The organism is Streptomyces flavofungini (assembly GCF_030388665.1).
In the GTDB taxonomy this organism is placed as follows: domain Bacteria; phylum Actinomycetota; class Actinomycetes; order Streptomycetales; family Streptomycetaceae; genus Streptomyces; species Streptomyces flavofungini_A.
This window is the reverse complement of the sequence record NZ_CP128846.1, coordinates 8754386-8771795: the sequence shown is the minus strand read 5'-3', so window position 1 is coordinate 8771795 and position 17410 is coordinate 8754386. Positions and strand designations below refer to the sequence as shown.

15 protein-coding genes are annotated in these 17410 nt (G+C 73.2%); 6 read left to right on the top strand and 9 right to left on the bottom strand.

Annotated elements, in window-relative coordinates; genetic code table 11:
• Positions 1-44: 44 nt before the first annotated feature.
• The 3 genes from QUY26_RS38045 to QUY26_RS38035 form a co-directional block, all read right to left on the bottom strand.
• Positions 45-1169 (bottom strand): bacterial transcriptional activator domain-containing protein, encoded by a 1125-nt coding sequence (locus QUY26_RS38045; RefSeq protein WP_289954907.1) that lies wholly within the window; start codon positions 1167-1169, stop codon positions 45-47.
• Positions 1166-2461 (bottom strand): ATP-binding protein, encoded by a 1296-nt coding sequence (locus tag QUY26_RS38040; protein WP_289954903.1) that lies wholly within the window; start codon positions 2459-2461, stop codon positions 1166-1168. The genes QUY26_RS38045 and QUY26_RS38040 overlap by 4 nt, the downstream gene beginning before the upstream one ends.
• 72 nt (positions 2462-2533) lie before the next feature.
• Positions 2534-3745 (bottom strand): FAD-dependent monooxygenase, encoded by a 1212-nt coding sequence (locus tag QUY26_RS38035; protein ID WP_289956371.1) that lies wholly within the window; start codon positions 3743-3745, stop codon positions 2534-2536.
• 325 nt (positions 3746-4070) lie between these two features.
• Here QUY26_RS38035 and QUY26_RS38030 point away from each other — a divergent pair, with 325 nt between their 5' ends.
• The gene (locus tag QUY26_RS38030) at positions 4071-4631 is read left to right on the top strand and encodes a hypothetical protein (protein WP_289954901.1); all 561 of its coding nucleotides are present in this window, start codon (positions 4071-4073) and stop codon (positions 4629-4631) included.
• Positions 4632-5741: an MAB_1171c family putative transporter gene (locus QUY26_RS38025; protein ID WP_289954899.1), complete on the top strand. Its 1110-nt coding sequence runs from the start codon at positions 4632-4634 to the stop codon at positions 5739-5741.
• Here the strand turns inward: QUY26_RS38025 and QUY26_RS38020 are convergent.
• Together QUY26_RS38020 and QUY26_RS38015 are read right to left on the bottom strand one after the other, a co-directional pair.
• The gene (locus QUY26_RS38020; protein WP_289954897.1) at positions 5704-6642 is read right to left on the bottom strand and encodes a helix-turn-helix transcriptional regulator; all 939 of its coding nucleotides are present in this window, start codon (positions 6640-6642) and stop codon (positions 5704-5706) included. The two genes, QUY26_RS38025 and QUY26_RS38020, sit on opposite strands and share 38 nt — an antisense overlap.
• A gap of 242 nt (positions 6643-6884) precedes the next feature.
• Positions 6885-7685: an SAM-dependent methyltransferase gene (locus QUY26_RS38015; protein WP_289954895.1), complete on the bottom strand. Its 801-nt coding sequence runs from the start codon at positions 7683-7685 to the stop codon at positions 6885-6887.
• Between the two features lie 240 nt (positions 7686-7925).
• On the opposite strand from QUY26_RS38015, the gene QUY26_RS38010 reads away from it, so the two are divergent.
• From QUY26_RS38010 to QUY26_RS38000, 3 genes are all read left to right on the top strand, one after another.
• Positions 7926-9218, top strand: a complete 1293-nt coding sequence (locus tag QUY26_RS38010; protein ID WP_289954894.1) for a serine hydrolase domain-containing protein — start codon at positions 7926-7928, stop codon at positions 9216-9218.
• 262 nt (positions 9219-9480) lie between these two features.
• Positions 9481-11763, top strand: coding sequence for a LuxR C-terminal-related transcriptional regulator (locus tag QUY26_RS38005; RefSeq protein WP_289954893.1), 2283 nt, complete (start codon positions 9481-9483; stop codon positions 11761-11763).
• Positions 11764-12163: 400 nt separating this feature from the next.
• Complete coding sequence (locus tag QUY26_RS38000; protein WP_289954890.1) at positions 12164-12598, top strand: SRPBCC family protein; 435 nt, start codon at positions 12164-12166, stop codon at positions 12596-12598.
• 497 nt (positions 12599-13095) lie between these two features.
• Here the strand turns inward: QUY26_RS38000 and QUY26_RS37995 are convergent, their stop codons facing one another.
• The 4 genes from QUY26_RS37995 to QUY26_RS37980 all read right to left on the bottom strand — a co-directional run bounded on the left by QUY26_RS37995 (position 13096) and on the right by QUY26_RS37980 (position 16279).
• Positions 13096-13836, bottom strand: coding sequence for a class I SAM-dependent DNA methyltransferase (locus tag QUY26_RS37995; protein ID WP_289954888.1), 741 nt, complete (start codon positions 13834-13836; stop codon positions 13096-13098).
• A 190-nt stretch (positions 13837-14026) separates the two neighbouring features.
• Complete coding sequence (locus QUY26_RS37990) at positions 14027-14560, bottom strand: putative immunity protein (protein ID WP_289954885.1); 534 nt, start codon at positions 14558-14560, stop codon at positions 14027-14029.
• 49 nt (positions 14561-14609) lie between these two features.
• Positions 14610-15248: an NAD(P)-dependent oxidoreductase gene (locus QUY26_RS37985; RefSeq protein ID WP_289954884.1), complete on the bottom strand. Its 639-nt coding sequence runs from the start codon at positions 15246-15248 to the stop codon at positions 14610-14612.
• Complete coding sequence (locus tag QUY26_RS37980; RefSeq protein WP_289954882.1) at positions 15245-16279, bottom strand: EamA family transporter; 1035 nt, start codon at positions 16277-16279, stop codon at positions 15245-15247. Before QUY26_RS37980 ends, QUY26_RS37985 begins: the two co-directional genes overlap by 4 nt.
• A gap of 80 nt (positions 16280-16359) precedes the next feature.
• Here QUY26_RS37980 and QUY26_RS37975 point away from each other — a divergent pair, with 80 nt between their 5' ends.
• A complete protein-coding gene (locus QUY26_RS37975; RefSeq protein ID WP_289954881.1) occupies positions 16360-17250 on the top strand; it encodes a LysR family transcriptional regulator in 891 nt (296 codons plus the stop codon).
• Positions 17251-17410 lie beyond the last annotated feature (160 nt).

Below are 17410 nucleotides of genomic sequence, written 5' to 3'. Positions count from 1 at the left end.
CAGTATCCAATGTCCGTGGCGGAGCGCGGGCTGCACCGGCCCGCTCAGCCCGTCTTCCTCCGGTCGAACCACACCGTGGCGAACGTCGGCGCCAGACCGGCCCAGAAGAGGGCCGTCGGCACGGCCCGGTCGGTCCAGGGCACTTGGGTGAGGACGAGCGTGCAGAGCATGGCCCAGGCCGCCTGGGCGACCACGACCCACGCCCAGCGGCCGCGCCGGAGCAGGGACTGGACGTTGAGCCGGACGCCGGTGCGCCGCCGGCGGTAGCGCAGCAGGGCGCCGACGGCCCAGATCGCGCTCGTCGGGACGAGGAACCACAGCCGCTGGCCGAGCTCGACGGGCAGTTCCCGCTGGGTCTCGCCGTCGACGGCGAACAGGTCGATCATCGCGGCGCCGAGGCCGAGGAACAGCAGGGCGAGCCAGCGCACGCCGCGCAGCATGCGGTACGTGGCGTGGTCGAGGCCGCGCCGCAGCTCCTCGGAGTCCGGGGCGGCGGCGAGCCCGGCGGCGTACAGGTCGGCGGCCTCCACGGCCTTCACGCCGGGGGTGTCGGCGGCCTTGCGGGTCTGCCGCTCCAGGGCCTGCGGGTGGTTCGGGTCGAGACGCAGGATGGCGAGGTCGAGCTGGTCGGCGACGGTGCCGTTGCCGGAGAGCGACGCGATCTTGTACGCGACCTCGTAGCCGTAGACCTCCTCGGGCGCGAGCCGCAGCGCTTCGTTGACGTGTACTTCGGCGAGGCGGGCCGAGGTGTCCATGTCCTGGGGTGTGACCTGGCCGCCGTTGGCCTGGCCGCGGCTGACGATGTTGGTGATGAAGACGACGTCGGCGAGGAGGGCGTGGCCGAGCCAGTACTCCGGGGCGAGGCGGACCACTTCGCGCAGGACCTGCTCGACCTCGGGCATGCGGGCGCCGCCCACCCGGCGCAGCGCGTAGGACCGCATGAGGAGCCCGCCGACGTCCTCCGGGTCGAGCCCGAGGGCCTCGTCGGCCGCCGCGAGCGCCTCGTCCGGGCGGCCCGCGTCGAGGTGGCAGCGGGAGAGCTTGGCCCAGGCGCGGACATCGGCCGGGTCCTCGGCGATGCGCTGGGCGAGCAGCGCGCCCGCCTCGTCGTACCGCGCCAGGTCGATGAGGGCGTCGGCCCGCTCGACGGCGGGGTGGATCGTGGTCACAGCTTCCGCTTCTTCTTGAGGTGGGCCACCAGGTCGTCGTACATGCCGCCGTCGTTGGCGTACATCGCCACGTTGCGCGCGGACGCGAACCACGGCTCGGTGGAGGGCACGACCTGCCGCGCGGCGGCGAGCAGGTCCTTCATGCCGATGAGGCGCACGGTGCCGGTGCGCGCCGAGTCCAGGAGCGCGCTCTCGGCCGCGGCCTCGCACAGGTGGGCCAGGTCGGCGCCGGACAGGCCGTCGGTGGCCTTGACGAGCTTGCCCAGGTCGACGTTCTCGATGGGCCGCTCCCGCAGGTGGTAGCGGAGGATCGCCTCGCGGGCCGGGCCGTCGGGCGGCAGCACGAGCAGGGTGCGGTCGAGACGGCCGGGGCGGCGCAGGGCGATGTCCACGTCCCAGGGCACGTTGGTGGCGGCGAGGACGAACACGCCCTCGTTGGCGCCCGCGTCGACGCCGTCGAGCTCGGTCAGGAGCTGGTTGACGGTGTTGCGCATGCCGCTGCTCTGACTGCGGCTGCGCTTGCCGCCGAGCGCGTCGAGTTCGTCGAGGAAGACCACGCAGGGGGCCTGGCGGCGCGCGGTGCGGAAGATCTCGTGCATGTTGCGCTCGGAGTTGCCGATCCACATGTCGAGCACGTCGTTGACCGACACCGAGAGGAACGCGGCGCCGAGTTCACCGGCGACGGCCCGCGCGATGAAGGTCTTGCCGCAGCCCGGCGGCCCGTACAGCAGCAGCCCGCCGCGCAGGCTCTTGCCGTACACGCGCCGCAGCTCGGGGTTGCGCAGCGGCGCGAGGAACGCGGCCTCCAGGCGCTCCTTGACCTCCTGCATGCCGCCGACGTCGGCGAGCCGGACCGTGCCCGGCTTCTCCACGTCCCACGCGGCGGCGTCCCCCGCGTCCCCGCTCCCGTCGACGGCGAGCGGCGCCTCGACGAACCGGGGCGGGAGCACGTCACCGACCTGGTCCTGGGCGGCCTTCCAGTCGAAGCCCGGACGGGCGGGGGCGGAGTCGGGCGCCGGGGCTGGCGGGGTCTCCTGCGGGGCGGCAGGAGGGGGTTCCGGCGCGGGCGCGGCCTCGGGCGGTCCTCCCACCCCCATCGCCCGCGCCATCAACTGCCGGGCCTCGGCGTCCCCTGGGGCGTGCTGCAGCGCGACGGCCGTCTCGGCCACCGCGGCGTCGCCGTGCCCCGCGTCCAGGAGCAGCGCGGCCAGGTGCAGCCGCAGGGGGACGTCGTCGGGCGCCGCGGCGACGGCTGTCCGCAGGCTCTGTATCAGGGGGGATTCCACCGGCATGGCGCCAACTCTACGAAGCCGCCGCAGTCGTCCGGGCCGCGCCCCCACCAGGGCGGGGCCCGGGACCGGCCCCTACCGGGAGGCCGGTGCGCGCGTCTGCGCGGCCCGTGCGATCTTCGGGCCGAGCCAGCGCTTGAGCCGACGCAGCGCCGTCAGCTGCCCCACGGCCTTGTCGAGGCCGTAGTAGAGCTGCGGCGGGAGGTGCGGAAGGAGCGGTGAGTGCCGCTGCCCGAGCAGGGCGAACATGCGGTGCGGCGGCAACTCGACATAGCGGGGCAGGTTCTCGTACCACTGGGCGCTGTAGCGTGCCGCGCTCTGCACCGGCAGGAGGGCGGACTTGCGCTCCTGCTCGTACGCGGACAGGGCGCCCGGGAGGTCCGGGTGCGCGCGCAGCGCGTCGGCGAGCGCGATGGCGTCTTCCAGGGCGAGGGTCGTACCGGCGCCGATGGAGTAGTGCGTGGTGTGGGCGGCGTCGCCGAGCAGGACGACGTTGTCGCGGTACCAGCGCTGGTTGGTGAGGGTGCGGAAGGTCAGCCACTGGGGGCGGCCGTCGCCGGCGGAGCGGCCGATGAGGCGGTGGCCGTCGAGGAGGTCGGCGAAGAGCTCCTCGAGGAGGGCGAGTCCGTCGGCCTCGTCCGCGCGGTCGAGGCCGAGGCCGCTCCAGGTCTCGGGGGCGCACTCGATGACGCAGGTGCTGCCCTCGGCGCCGTACCCGTAGGCGTAGCACCAGACCCAGCCGTGCCCGGTCTCCACGAAGGCGAAGTGGAAGGCGTCGAAGACCTTGGTGGTGCCGAGCCAGGTGTAGTGGTTGCGCCCGGCCCTGACCTCGGTGCCGAAGTGGTCGGCGGCGTCGGTCCGCAGGGCGCTGTGCAGCCCGTCGCCCGCGACGACGAGATCGGCGTCGGACGGCAGCGCGTCGGCCTCCATCTCGTGCGCGAACTCGATCCGCACGCCGAGGGCTCTCGCCCGGTCGGCCAGGATCCGCAGCAGCCGGTGCCGCCCGATCCCGAAGCCCTCGTCCCCGCGGTGGCGGGTCGTCAGGTCCCGCACGTGGGCCACCCCGTCGTGCCACCGCACGGAGTGCTCCTCGATCGCACGCGCGGACTCGGCGTCGTGCGCGTGCAGCTTGTCGAGCAACCCGCGCCAGTACGTGACGCCCCACCCGTAGGTCGAGCCTTCCGGGTTGCGCTCGTACACGGTGATCTCGGTGGCCGGGTCCTGGCGCTTCAACAGGATGGAGAGGTACAGACCCGCGGGCCCGCCTCCGACGCAGACGACCTTCACGCACACCTCTACATGTTGCTCATGATTGCCGAATCGCAACGGAGAGTAGCACCAAAAGTCAGAGATCTTACTAAATGCCGGGATTAAGGCCACCGATGGTGTCCTTACACTTCCGTCGACAGGCTTCCAGCGACGCATCACGGCTCGATGCGCGCAGCGCGAGCCCGGCCAGGAAGAAGGTAGCGAGATGCCGATGCCGCCCAGCGTCGATCCCGTGGAGCCCGTGGGAAACGAGGAGCGCCCAGGCGCGACGGACGTCGGCACAGCGGCAGTCGGCACGGCACGAGCGGGTGCGACAGATCACCGGGGCGGAACGCTCGGCCTGTTGACCCACCGGATTCTGGCCGCCCGTCGCGAACGGTCGGCGGAGCGCGCGCTGCGACGGCGGTTGCGCAGCCAGCTCCGCGACCTGGGCGTCCAGCCCCCGCTGAGCGTCACGGCCCTGTGCCGGGCGGTGGAGCGGCAGCGGCAGCGCCCGCTCGTCCTGCGCCCCCATCCCCTGCCCGTCCCGGGCCCGCTGGGACTGTGGGTGTACACCCCCCGCGCTGACCTGGTGCTCTACCAGCAGCACACGTCACCCATGCACCAGGACCACATCATCCTGCACGAAGTGATGGGCCACATCTGCGGCGACCACACGAGTGGCCCGGGCGACGACCAGTGGGACGCCTGGACGCGCACCGTGCCCGGGCTCGGCCCCGACGCGGTGCGGCGGGTCATGGGGCGCTGCGCCTACGACGACGGGCAGGAGTGCGAGGCGGAGCTGGCGGCGACGATCGTCATGGAGTGGGCGCTCGTCCTCGACGGCGTGGCGCCCGCCCCGGCCGCCGACCCCGAACTGCGCAGGGTCCACTCCGCGCTCGGCGACAGCCGCGGGTGGCTGTAGATGTACTTCGGGTTCTTCTGCCTGACCCTGGCGATCGCGACGGTCTGGAAGCTCTACCAGGTCTCCCGTGCGCCGAGGAGTCTTCCGCTGCGCTGGCTGACGTTGTGTCTGGCCTGTGCCGCGGTGCCCTATCTGCTGGTCGGCGAAGGGGTCAGGGCGGATGTCGACGGCGCGCTCGGCGTCGGCGCGGCGAAGCTCCTGGCGGACATCCTGTTCCTGTGCATGAGCTATTGCCTCATGGTCTTCTATCTGTACTCCGCCGACGAGGGCCCGCCGACCCGGCGCAGGGTCCGCCTGGAGGCGCTGGGGCTGCTCGGTTTCGTGGTGGTCATCGCGGTCGCTGCGGCGACGGCACCGCAGGGCGGCGCGCTGCGCAGCTCCTTCGAAGGCGCCGACATGACGATCCCCCAGGTCGCCGCCTTCTACCTGGGCCTCGGCGTGTATCTCATGTACGCGTACACCGTGTCGTGCCGCAGGACCCACCGCTACGCGCGCATGTCCCGCGGTCACGAGGCCGTCGGCCTCTGGCTCGCCACCGTCGGTCTCCTGGGCCACATCGGCTCCACCGCCGTCCGCTCGGGCTTCGCCGTCGTCCGCACCCAGGGCGTCGCCGTGCCGGACTGGCTGACCCTCTCGTCGAGCGTGCTCCTCGTGGTCTCCACCCCGGTCTTCGTCCTCGGTGTCACCTGGCCGGGGGCGCACAGCCGCTTCACGGCGTGGCGCGTCCGACGCCGTCACCGTCGCGTGCACCGCCAGTTGGAGCCGCTGTGGCTGCTGCTGTCCACCGCGTACCCGGACACCGTGCTGCCCGACCCGGCCGGGAGCCGCCGGGCCCACCGCGCGTACACACGCCGGGTCGTGGAGTGCCGCGACGGCCTGGTCCGCATCAGTCCCCACCTGCGCCGCGACCCGACCGCGGAACCGGCTCTGGAGTCCCTGACCCCCGAGGACCTGGCGGTACGCCTGCGGCGCGCGGCGAAGGACGTGCGCGGCGGACACACAGGGCCGCAGCACGGTACGCCGCTTCGCCTGCCGCACGTGGGCGACCGGGAAGCCGACGTACAGCAACTCGTCACCCTCTCCCGCGCGTTGCGCGCGCTGCCGGGCTGAGCGGCGCGGCGGGCGGAGGTGCCGGGACCCGCCCTCCGGAGAGGCCCTGGCGGTCCGCGGGCCCGCCCTCGGGCGGCTCCCACTCCTCGTGGAAGTTGTCGACGAAGTCGTTCACGACCGCCAGCACGTCTGCCGAAAGGCCCTCGTCCCCCAGGCCGCGGGCCGCGATATGGGTGATGCGGCCGGCGCGCGCCAGCTTGAGGGTGCGCAGCCCCTCCACGAGCTGCCGGACCATCAGGTCGTTCGGCTGGAAGAAGAACTCGGACACGCCGAACACCTGGGACAGGCCCTGCCGGACGACGGGCGAGGCCTCGGCGATCCTGCCGGTGCGCAGGCCCCGCACGCCCTCCGCGGAGATCACCTCGGCTCCCGCGGCCGCGTTGACACCGCGGGCGATCTCCGCGTCCGACGGGGGCTGCCGGTCCGGGTAGGTGTGCTCGAGGAGGTACGCGATCTTCTCGGCGAGCGTCGTCGGGGCCGGCGCCTCGCTGCCGCCGAAGGAGCGGTCCTCCGCGGCCCGCAGGGCGTCCCCGCTCACGCCGTAGGCAGCGGCCAGGGCCGTGGCCAGGTCGGGGGCGAGGCGCCGGATGCCGCGCTCGGCCTCGCCCACCGCGTCCTTGCCGCCGACCCGCCGCTCGATCTCGTACTGCGCGTACCCGGCGTCGCACCGCAGGTCGGCGAGGTCCGGGGCGCCGTGCCGGGGGAAGAGGACGTTGATATCCCTGCCCACGGCCTTGGCGATGGCGGGAAGGCGCTCACCGTCGGGGCCCCGGCCGCTCTCCCAGGTCGCGATCGCCGAGCGGGACACCCCCAGGACCGCGGCGAGGTCGGCCTGTTTGCGGAACCCGGCCTCCAGTCGCGCCGATCGCAGTCGCGGGCCATCGAAATGGCGTGCGGGCATGGGGACTCCAGTGCGGCTGGCTGTACACGACCCGTGAATCGTAGCCACTTGAACCCCGGGGCAAGTTGACCTAGTGTCAATTTCGCCCGGACAGCCGGATCGACCACACCTACGCACAGGATGGGAACCGACCACCATGACCTCACACGACCTCGCCCGCGCCCTGACCCCGCGAGCCTCCTCGGACCTCTCCTGGTCGCTGGTCTGACGCCCCCCATCGCCCGTCGGCGCCGCCCGCCCCCTCACACCTTGCGCCCCACCCCCACATAGACCGACTTGCCCTCGTCGCCGATCCTCATCGCCGCGTCCGGCCGCCACTTCGGTCCCACGACGACCCCCGGATCGCACACCTCGAGCCCGGCGAAGAACGCGCGGACCTCGGCGTGCGACCGCGCCCGCACCGGGGTGCCGCCGCTGCGGTAGATCTCGTCGATGCGCTCCCAGATGCCCGGGGCGAACTCATGGGTGACGTGGGACAGCAGGAGGTGGCTTCCGGGGGCCAGGGGTTCCAGGAGGGTGTCGACTATGCCCTGGGGGTCCTGCTCGTCGGTCACGTAGTGCAGGAGCGCGATCAGGGACAGCGCGATGGGGCGGGTGAAGTCGAGGTGCGCCCGGGCGTACTCGATGATCGACTCGGGGTCTCTGAGGTCGGCCTGGACGTAGGCCGTGCGGCCCTCGGGTCTGCCGCGCAGAAGCGCTTCGGCGTGACGCAGGACGATGGGGTCGTTGTCGGTGTAGACCACGCGGGCGTCGGGGGCGACGTCCTGGGCGATCTGGTGGAGGTTCGGCTCCGTGGGGATACCGGTGCCGACGTCCAGGAACTGCCGCACCCCCTGGCCGGCGACGAAGCGCACGGCCCGGTGCATGAACTCACGGTTGGCCCACGCCGTCTCCCTGGCGCCGGGCATGAGCCGGACCACTTCCTCCGCGGCCGCCCAGTCGGCGGGGTAGTTGTCCTTCCCGCCGAGGAACCAGTCGTACATCCGGGCCGGATGCGGAACGCTCGTGTCGATGTCGCCCGCGTGGAACGCGCTCTCTGTCACGTCAGTCCTCCCCCGCCGCAAGGCGGCGCGCCGTCTTCAGTTCCAGTTCGTTGGAGTTGCCCGAATATCGCGTACGCAGTTGCACATACAGAGGCATGTTCCCACGGCCAGTAGGCCTCCGACAGGGCATCAGCTAACTTTGCATAATGAGAAGTTGAGAGTGTGGCGTGCGGTCGCCCGCTACGATCTCGATCACATGGGCCCGAGACCGGGGCCCGACAGGCAAGTGGGGAACTTCTTATGGTGAGAAATGGGTTCGCCCGTTCGGCGACCGTGGCTGTGACCGGCGTGGTGCTCGCGGCGGTCGGCGCGACCACCGCCGTGGCCCAGCCGGCCGGGGACAAGGCCGCGACCGGCGGCAACACGGCGGCAGCCGACCCCGCGGCCGTCCGCGCCGCACTGGAGCGCACCGTCGCCGCCGGCGCGCCGGGCGCGTTCGCGGAGGTCCGCGACCACGTCGGCCCCAAGCAGAGCGTGGCCGTCGGCAAGGCCGACCTCGACGGTACGCCGATGAACGCCAACTGGCGCTTCCGCGTCGGCAGCAACACCAAGATGTTCACGGCCGTACTCGTGCTGCGCCTCGCCGAGCGGGGCCGGATCGACCTGGACAAGCCGCTGCGCGACTACCTCCCTGCGGGCACCCTGCCGGTGGGCTGGGACATGACCGGACGCCAGGTCATGCAGCACCGCTCCGGGGTGTACGACCACACCAACGACCTGCTCGAGCAGCAGGGCGAGGAGACCACCAAGGCGTTCGAGGAGCGCATCCGCAACACCGTCTACAAGCCCGCCGACATGGTGGCGATGTCGGTGAAGCGCGGCAAGCAGTTCACGCCGGGCAGCAAGTACGCGTACTCGAACACCAACTACGTCCTGCTCGGGATGGCGATCGAGCACCTCACCGGCGGCTCGTACGCCAAGGCCCTGCGCAAGCAGATCATCGAGCCGCTGAGGCTCAAGAAGACCTCGTACGTGGTCCCCTCCAAGGCCATCACCGGAAAGCACGTCACCGGCTACCTGACGAACGACGACCGCACCAAGCCGCTGCTCGACTCCACCGAGCAGAACGGCTCCTGGGTCGGCAGCGCGGGCGCCGTCATCTCCTCCGCCGCCGACCTGGACCGGTTCCTCACCAAGCTGCTCAAGGGGCGCTCCGGCGGTCTGCTCACCGACGCGTCGGTGAAGGAGATGACGACCACCCTGCCCACGCCCACCGCCAAGGTCTCCTACGGTCTCGGGCTGCGGGCGATCGAACTGTCCTGCGGCACGGTGTACGGCCACGGCGGCATCGTGCAGGGCTTCCAGACGCAGTCCTTCGCCACCCGCGACGGCAAGAAGACCGCCGTCGTCTTCGGCAACGCCTCCAACAACACCTCGGTGACGCAGGGCCTGACCAACACCCTCGAACCGGCCTTCTGCAGCACCGAGGCCCCGGCCAGGTCCCAGCGCTCGGCGGACAACGGCGCCGACCGCGGCGGCCCGGCCGCTCCCGTCGCCCCGGCCGTCCCGGTGGCCGACGACCCCCGGATGTGAGCCACCGCAGGTGAGCCACGCACGGCTCTCGTAGGTGACGCCTCGGACAGCGCAGCCGCCCCGGACAGCACGGTCGGCACCGTCAGCGCTGTCCGGGGCGTCACCGAAGCCCCCCTCGCTGCGTTGACACTGCGCGGCCGTACGCATACGTACAGAAACGGAGTACGTATCCCGTGCGGCGTTCGAGACAAGTGGTTGAGACAGCGAGCGAGACGACGGTCGGCCTGCCCGGGACGCGGCGGTCGACGGGCACGGGGGCGTCATGGGTTTCGGCTTCGGGCAGCGGCGCGGCGGGCAACTGCCGGTCGAGCGGACCAGCTTCGTCGGGCGCACCGCGGAGATCGCCCGGGTGCGGGCGGCGTTCGCGCGGGCCCCGCTGGTGACCCTGGTGGGACCGGGCGGGGTCGGCAAGAGCCGTACGGCGCTGCGCGCGGCCGAGGGGCTCGGGGAGCGGTTCCCCGACGGCGTCTGGCTGGCGGAGCTCTCGGGCCTGCGGGACCCGGAGCTGGTGCCCGCGACGCTCGCCGCCGTCCTCGAACTGCCCGAGCAGGTGGGGATGGAGCCGCTCGACGCGGTCGTGGCCCATCTGCGCGGCCGTCGGCTCCTGGTCGTCCTCGACACCTGCGAACATCTGGTGGACGCCTGCGCGGCACTCTGCGACGTGCTGCTCCGCGAGGCCGCCGACACGTGCGTGCTCGCCACCAGCAGGCAGCCCCTGGACGTGCCGGGTGAGCAGTGCCTGGCCCTCGCGCCGCTCGCCGCCGACGACGCGGTGGAGCTGTTCGTGCAGCGCGCCACCGCCGTGGCACCCGGCTTCACGGCGGGCGAGGACAACCGGGCGCAGCTCAGCGCGCTCGTGGGCCGCCTCGACGGCATCCCGCTCGCCCTGGAACTCGCGGCCGTACGCCTGCGGGCCGTTCCCCTCGCCCACTTGGTGTCGCGGCTCGACCAGCGCTTCGGGGTCCTCACCGGCGGGCGGCGCACCGCCCCCGCCCGGCACCAGACGCTGCGTACGGCGATCGACTGGTCCTACGAGTTGTGCCTGCCCCGGGAGCGCGAGCTCTGGGCGCGGCTCTCGGTGTTCGCCGGGTCCTTCGACCTCGCGGCGGCGGAGGAGGTCTGCGGCGGGGGTGAACTGGCGCCGGAGGACGTCCTTGAGGCGCTGGTCGGGCTTGTCGACAAGTCGGTGGTGCAGCACCTCGGCGCGGGCACGGGCCGCTATCGGCTCCTGGACACGCTGCGCGCGTACGGCGCCGAGCGGCTGTCCGGGGCCGACGGCACGGAGGCGGTGCGCGAGGCGCACTTCGCGTACTACCGGCGGTTGGGCCAGCGGCTGTGGGACGACCTCCTCACCGACGCGCAGGCCGAGCTGTTCCGGTCGATGCGCGCCGAGGTCGCCGACGTGCGGGCGGCGCTCGGCCACGCGTTCGCCACTCCGGGCCGGGAGCGCCAAGGGCTGTGGCTGGCGGCCCAGTCGGCGCCGTTCTGGCGGACCGCGGGGACGCTGTCGGAGGGCAGGTACTGGATCGACAAGGGGCTCGACCAGGTGCCCGACGACTGCTGGGAGCGGGCCTGGGGGCTGCTGCTCGGCGGGGTGCTCGGGGTATGGAGCGGTGACCTGGAGGTTGCTCCGGGCCGCTTCGCGCAGGCGCGGGAGGTCGCCCTGCGGTGCGGCGAGGAGCGGGTGCTGCTGTTCGCCGAACCGTACCTCGGCGCGATGCGGGCCCTCGGCGGCGAGGTCGACGAGGGCCTGGCCGCGCTGGAGCGGGGGCGGCTGCGGATCGTGGCGGCCGGGGACGCGCTCGGCATCGGCGTGGTGCACTACGAGGCCGCGCTGCTGCGGGCCGTGCTCGGCGACATCGACGGGGCGCTCGATCTGTGCGCGACCGGTCTCGCCCACCTCGAAGGCACCGGGGACCGGCAGTTGTACGCCTCGACGCTGATGGTGCGTGGCGTCATCCTGTGGCTCGCCGGGCGGCACGAGGACAGCGCGCCACCGCTGCGGCAGGCCCTGGACGCGGTCAGCGAGGTCGGTGACGTCCTGGTCGCCGCGCTGTGCTGCCTGGGCCTCGGCTGGCACGCGGCCGGGCAGGGGAGGTACATCCGGGCGGCGTGGCTGCTCGGGTACGCCGAGGGCGCGCGGCGGCTGACCGGCGACCCGGTGGCGATGCTCCCGTCGCTCCTCGAACAGCAGGAGGCCGCGCAGCACGCCGTGCGGGACGCGCTCGGCGCCGCCGCGTTCGCGCGCTGGCACGGCCTGGGGGCGCGGATGACGGGCACGGAGATCCTGGAGTCGGTGCGCGCCGACGTCGACGTGCCGCCGTCGGCGCGGAGCGTGCCCGGGGCGCGGCGGGCGCGGGCCTCGGACTCCCTCACCCCGCGCGAACGGGAGGTCGCCGCGCTGGTGGCGAGCGGCCTGTCCAACCGGGAGGTCGCCGAACGCCTGGTCATCTCCAAGCGGACCGCCGACACGCACGTCGAGCGCATCCTGACCAAGCTCGGCCTCCGTTCACGGGCGGAGATCCCCGGTTCGCTCGCGGACTGACCCGCCCGGAGTGCGTACGCATGGCGCGAGCCGCCCGGCGATCAACCGGTCCGCCGCTACGTATACGGATTCTTCCCCATTACCGATGCCGGGGCGTCCGGCCGCCCGGGAGGATGAGGCCGCCGCCCGGGGGCCGGGAGCGTGGTGGGCACCGGCAGCGCGGAGGTGTCCCGCGCTGCCAGGCACGGGTGCCCGGTACCGCCTCCCCCTCAGGCGGTGCGGGAGAGGTACGGCTGCCGGCGTCGGCGGGGCAGCCGCACCTCCGCAAGGCGTCGCGGGCGCCCGCCGCCCGCGACGCCCCGGACCACGCGCGCAGACGCCGCCCCGCGGACCACGCGCGACTCGCGTCCACCGCCGCGGCTCGGCCCGTTCCGTGCCGCCCGCTGCCTACGATCCCCCCATGGCCCTCTTCCGCGTCGAACGCGCCACTGTCCTCAGCCCCGCCGAGGCCTGGCGGCGGCTGACCGACTGGGAGCGGCACGGCAAGGTCGTGCCCCTGACCCGCGTCACCGTCTCCGGCCCGCCGCACGGCTTGGGCACCGTCTTCACGGCGCGCTCGGGGGTCGGGCCGCTGGCGTTCGACGATCCGATGGAGGTCACCGTCTGGCGCCCGCCGGACGCGGCGGACAGCGGGCTGTGCCGACTGGAGAAGCGCGGCACGGTGGTGACGGGTTGGGCCGAGATCGAGGTGCGGCCGGAGGGCCGGGGGGCACGGGTCGTCTGGCGCGAGGAACTGCGGATCCGGTGGCTGCCCCGCGCCCTCGACCCGGTGGTGGCACGGGTGGCCGCGCGGGTCTTCGGTCGGGCGGCGGGGGCGCTGCTGGCTTCGGCGTGAGGCTGGGGGGCTTGAGCGGGAGGCCGTGGAGGACTTGGGGGCTTCGGCTTGAGGCCGTGGGTGGCTTCGGCTGAGGGCTCCGCTTCGGGGGCTCACCGTGGAGCCTGGCCAGCTCGACCCTGAAGACCTGAAGACCTGAAGACCTGAAGACCTGAGGCCCTGAAGACCTGAGGCCCTGAAGACCTGAAGCCCTGAAGACCTGAGGCCCTGAGGGCCGGTCCTGGAGCCATGGGCGGCTTGGTGGTTAGGGCACGGGGCCACTTGGCCGTGAAGCACCGAGGGCTTGTGCGTGAGGTCCCAGGTCGCTTCGCCGTGGGGCCCGGTCGCCGGAGCCGCCGTCGCCCTGCCGATCCGCCGTCGCCGGGTCAACCGTCCCGCCACCCCCGTCGTCGCCGGGTCAACCGTCCCGCCGCCCATCCGTCGTCACCAGGTCGGCCGTCACGCCGCCGCCCCACCTCCGCCAGGTCGGCCGTCTCAGCACCCATGCGTCCGAGCGGTCAGTCGACGGGCTTCTCCCACACCGACACGTGCTTCTTGCTCTCGCCGGTGAACGGCGTCCGCGACCACTCCTCCCACCGGTCCCGCAGCCGCAGTCCGGCGAGCCGCGCCATCAGGTCCAGCTCGGCGGGCCACACGTACCGGAAGGGGACGGCCCAGTGCTCGGCGCGGCCGTCGGTGATGGTGACGTAGTTCGAGCTCATCGCCTGGGTGGCGACGTCGTAGGTGTCGAAGGCCCACTCGGTCGGGCTGATACGGAACGGCACGGCGGTCTGGCCGGGCGGCAGGAGGCGCAGGTCCGGCACGCCGACCTCGACGACGAAGGTGCCGCCGGGCAGGAGATGGTCGGAGGCGTTGTGGAAGCAGGCGACTTGGGCGTCCTGCGTGGTGAGGTTGTTGATCGTGTTGTAGACGAGGTAGGCGACCGTGAAGGCGCCCGGCGCCCGGGTCGTGGCGAAGTCGCCGATGGTGACGCCGACCGCGTCACCGCCGGGCTTGTCCCGCAGGCGGGCCACCATCGCGCGGGACATCTCGATGCCGTGGACCGGGACGCCGCGGGCCGCGAGGGGCAGGGCGATCCGGCCGGTGCCGATGCCGAACTCCAACGCCTTCCCGTCGCGCGCCAGTTCGGCGAGCAGGTCGACCGGCGGGTCCACGGCCTCCGGCGCGAACATGTCCGCCGAGGACTCGTCGTAGGTGGCCGCGATGCGTTCGCCGAAGTATCCGTCCTCATCAAGCATCCCAGGACCGTAGCGCCTGGGATGCCTGAGGTGCGCGGCATTTTCTGTGCGGGTCGGTGCGGGTCAGTGCGGGTCGGTGTGGAGCGCGGCGATTTCTGCGCGGTTGCGGTGGCTTGACGGGCCGTTCGGCGCACCGTGCTGTGTCTTTCCCCGCGGTACGAGCGCGAAGGTCGGCGCCTTCAAGCGAGGTTCAGGCGCGCAGCGCGGTGTCAAGGTCACGGATGAACTCGCCCACGCGCCCGCCCCCGGCAGGCGCGGCGGGCAGGCGGCCGAGGACCGCGCCGACCGCTGCCGGTGCGTGCCGACGCGCCCATTCCAGTGTCTCCGCGGCGACGCCCGGGGCGTCGCCGGCGACCAGTTCCGCCGCCAACGCCGCCTGCGCCGCCGCACCGACCACGTGCTTGACCTGGTGGGCGCTGGCCTTGGGGTGGAGGAACGCGGCCGCCGCCGCGTGGCTCGCGGACCACGCGGCGGCGGCCACAGCGGGTGACTCGGCCTCCTTCGCCGCCTTGTACGCGGCCCACGCGCTCTGCCTTAGAGCGGTTGTGCGCCGCTCCCCCGCGGCGAAGGCCTCCGCCCCCTCGATGGCCTCGCGTGGGCGGGTGTCGGCGGGGAGTTCCTTCTCGAAGACGGCGAGCACCCGGCGGGCACACTCGGCGGAGTAGCCCGTGATCTCCCGCAGTTCGTCTTCGCTCAGCTCGATTCGCTCTGTCTCGGTCGGCACGGCTCCATCCTGCCGCAGGCCGTCGTGGCCCCGACCGCGGGGGTGCCCGTCAGCTCTCGCCGACCGTGAAGTGCCGTTCCTCGCGCGGGTTCTCGAGTTCGTCGAGGACCGCGACGGCGAGGTCCTCGGCCGAGATCCGGGACATGCCGTCGGCGTCGGTGAGGAGGGTGGTGGTGCCGCGTCGGTACGTACCGCTGCGTCGGCCGGGTTCGAGGACGGCGGGCGGGCTGAGGTAGACCCAGTCGGCCGCCGGGTGCGCGCGGCAGGCGTCCAGTTGGGCGGCGCTCGCGGAAGCGACGTCGCGCCACTCCTGCGGCACGTACTCGGGGCTGTCGAGGACGAGCCGGTCGGGGTGTCCCGGGGCGCGCAGGGGTGCGGCGCCGCCGACGACGAGGATCCGGGTGCCCGCCGCCGCGGCCGCGTCGAGCAGCGCCTTCGTGGTCGGCACCGCCGTGTGTTCGTGGCCGGGGGCAGGGCGGGTGGCGGCCACGATCACGTCGGCGCCGCCGAAGAGGGCGCTCATGTGGTCGGGGTCGGTGGCGTCGCCCTCGACGGCGGTCACGCCGGGTGGCAGGTCGGCCGTCGGTGCTGTGCGGAACACCGCCATGAGGTCATGGCCTCGGCTCGCGGCTTCGGTGACGACACGGGAGCCGACCATGCCTGCGGCTCCGACTACGGCGATCTTCATCGGGGTGTTCCCTTCGACAGCGGTGAGGAGGCAGAGGTGGAAGTGTGAGTGGATGCGGATGCGGATGCGGATGGAGGAGTGGGCGTGGCTGCAGGGCCGGGTGCGGGTGCGGCCTCACGTGTGCGCCCCGACGGCGGAAGCTGCCCCGCGACGATCGCCGCGAGTGAGAGCCCGAACCCCACGAGCTGGACCGCTCCCAGCGTCTGGCCGAGCACGGCGGCGCCGAGCACGGCGGCCACCAGCGGCGACAGCAGGCCGAGCACCGCCACGGACGTGACGGGCAGGGTGGTGATGCCGCGGAACCACAGGACGAACGTGATCAGGCCGCCGACCAGGCCCAGCCAGAGGTAGCCGAGTACGGCGGGCAGGTCGACCGAGGGCGGCGCCCCTTCGGCGAGGAAGGTGAGGGGCAGCAGGAACAGCCCACCGGCGGCCAGTTGCCAGCCCGCGAACGCGGTGGGGCCGACCCCCGCGGGCCTCCCCCAGCGCTTGGTGAGCGTCACGCCGAGCGCCATGGTGGCCGCTCCCCCGAGGCCCGCCACCACGCCGACGGCGTCGAACCCGGCGTTCGGGCGGATGACGACCAGGCCGACGCCCACGGCACCGACCGCTCCCCAGACGAAGCGCCGGACGGAGGGGCTCTCGTGCAGGACCGTCACGGCGAGGACGGCGACCATGAGGGGCGACGCCGCGGCCAGCGTGGCGGCGACGCCTCCCGGCAGGCGTTCGGCGGCGACGAACAGGAGCGGGAAGAAGAGGCCGATGTTCAGGACGCCGAGCACCGCTGCCTTCGCCCACCAGGCGCCCCGCGGCAGTGTCCGGGTCACTCCGAGCGCGACGAGGCCGGCGGGCAGCGCGCGCAGCAGCCCCGCGAACAGGGGGTGCCCCTGCGGCAGCAGCTCGGTCGTCACGACGTAGGTCGTGCCCCACACGGCGGGAGCGAGCGCCGTCAGGGCGATGCGGGGCAGATTCCCTCGGAGAGCACCCGCGCCGGTTCCGCCGGAACCTCTCGGTGCTGCAGGACTTGTCATACCCGTAGCCTCGCCCGGCGCGATCAATGAGTCCAACACATGTTTGTCAGCTCATCGATCTCGATACAAGATGGATCACCATGGAGCTCCAGCAGATGCGGTACGTAGTCGCCGTCGCCGAGACGAACAGCTTCACCCGCGCCGCCGAGCGGTGTCTCGTCGTCCAGTCCGCCCTCAGTCATCAGATCGCGCGCCTGGAGAAGGAGTTGGGCGCTCGGCTCTTCGAGCGCACCAGCCGCCGGGTGCGACTGACCCCGGCCGGCGCCGCGTTCCTGCCCGCGGCCCGCCAGTGCCTGGACGCCGCCGAGCGGGCCGCGGCCGAGGTCGCCGCCGCGGTGGGAGAGGTACGCGGCCGACTCGCCGTGGGCCTGATCCCCACCGTCGCCGCGGTCGACGTCCCCGGCGCGCTGCGGGACTTCCGTCGCCGGTACGCGCAGGTGCGGATCAGCCTCCGCGTGGGCGCGAGCGACGACCTCATCGAGCAGGTCAGGGAGGGCTCCCTCGACGTGGCCTTCCTCGGCCTGCCGACGACGGCACGGCCCCGGGGCGTCGCGGCCCACGAACTCGCCCGCGACCGGCTCGTGGCCGTGGTCGCGCCCGACCACCCCCTCGCGGGACGGACGTCGGTCAGCCTGCGCAGGCTCGCCGACGAGACCTTCGTGGACCTGCCCGCGGGCACCGCCGGACGCCTCCAGTCGGACCAGGCCTTCTCAGCCGCCGGTCTCAGCCGGGACGTCGCCTTCGAGGTGACGGCAGCCGACTACATGACCCGCCTCGTCGCACCGGGCCTCGGCGTCGCCATGCTCCCCTCGGCCTACGCGCCCCACCTCACGGGCGTCACCACCGTCGAGGTCGCCGACGCACCGGCCCGAGTGGAGTACGTCATCTGGAGCCGCCACAGCCGCACACCGGCGGCAGCCGCCTTCCTCGACGTTCTCGACATCCCGGAATCGGACGCACCGGCCTCGTGATCCCGGAATCGGGCGCACCGGCCTCGTGACGCACCCGGCGCCCCGCACCCCGGACCCGGTCGGCGCGAACCCCGCGCCGCACCACGTAGACGCTCCGGCTCCTGTCAGGCGGGCACGCCGCGAGCAGGGCCCGCTCGACCGGGCGCAGGGGCGGTCGAGC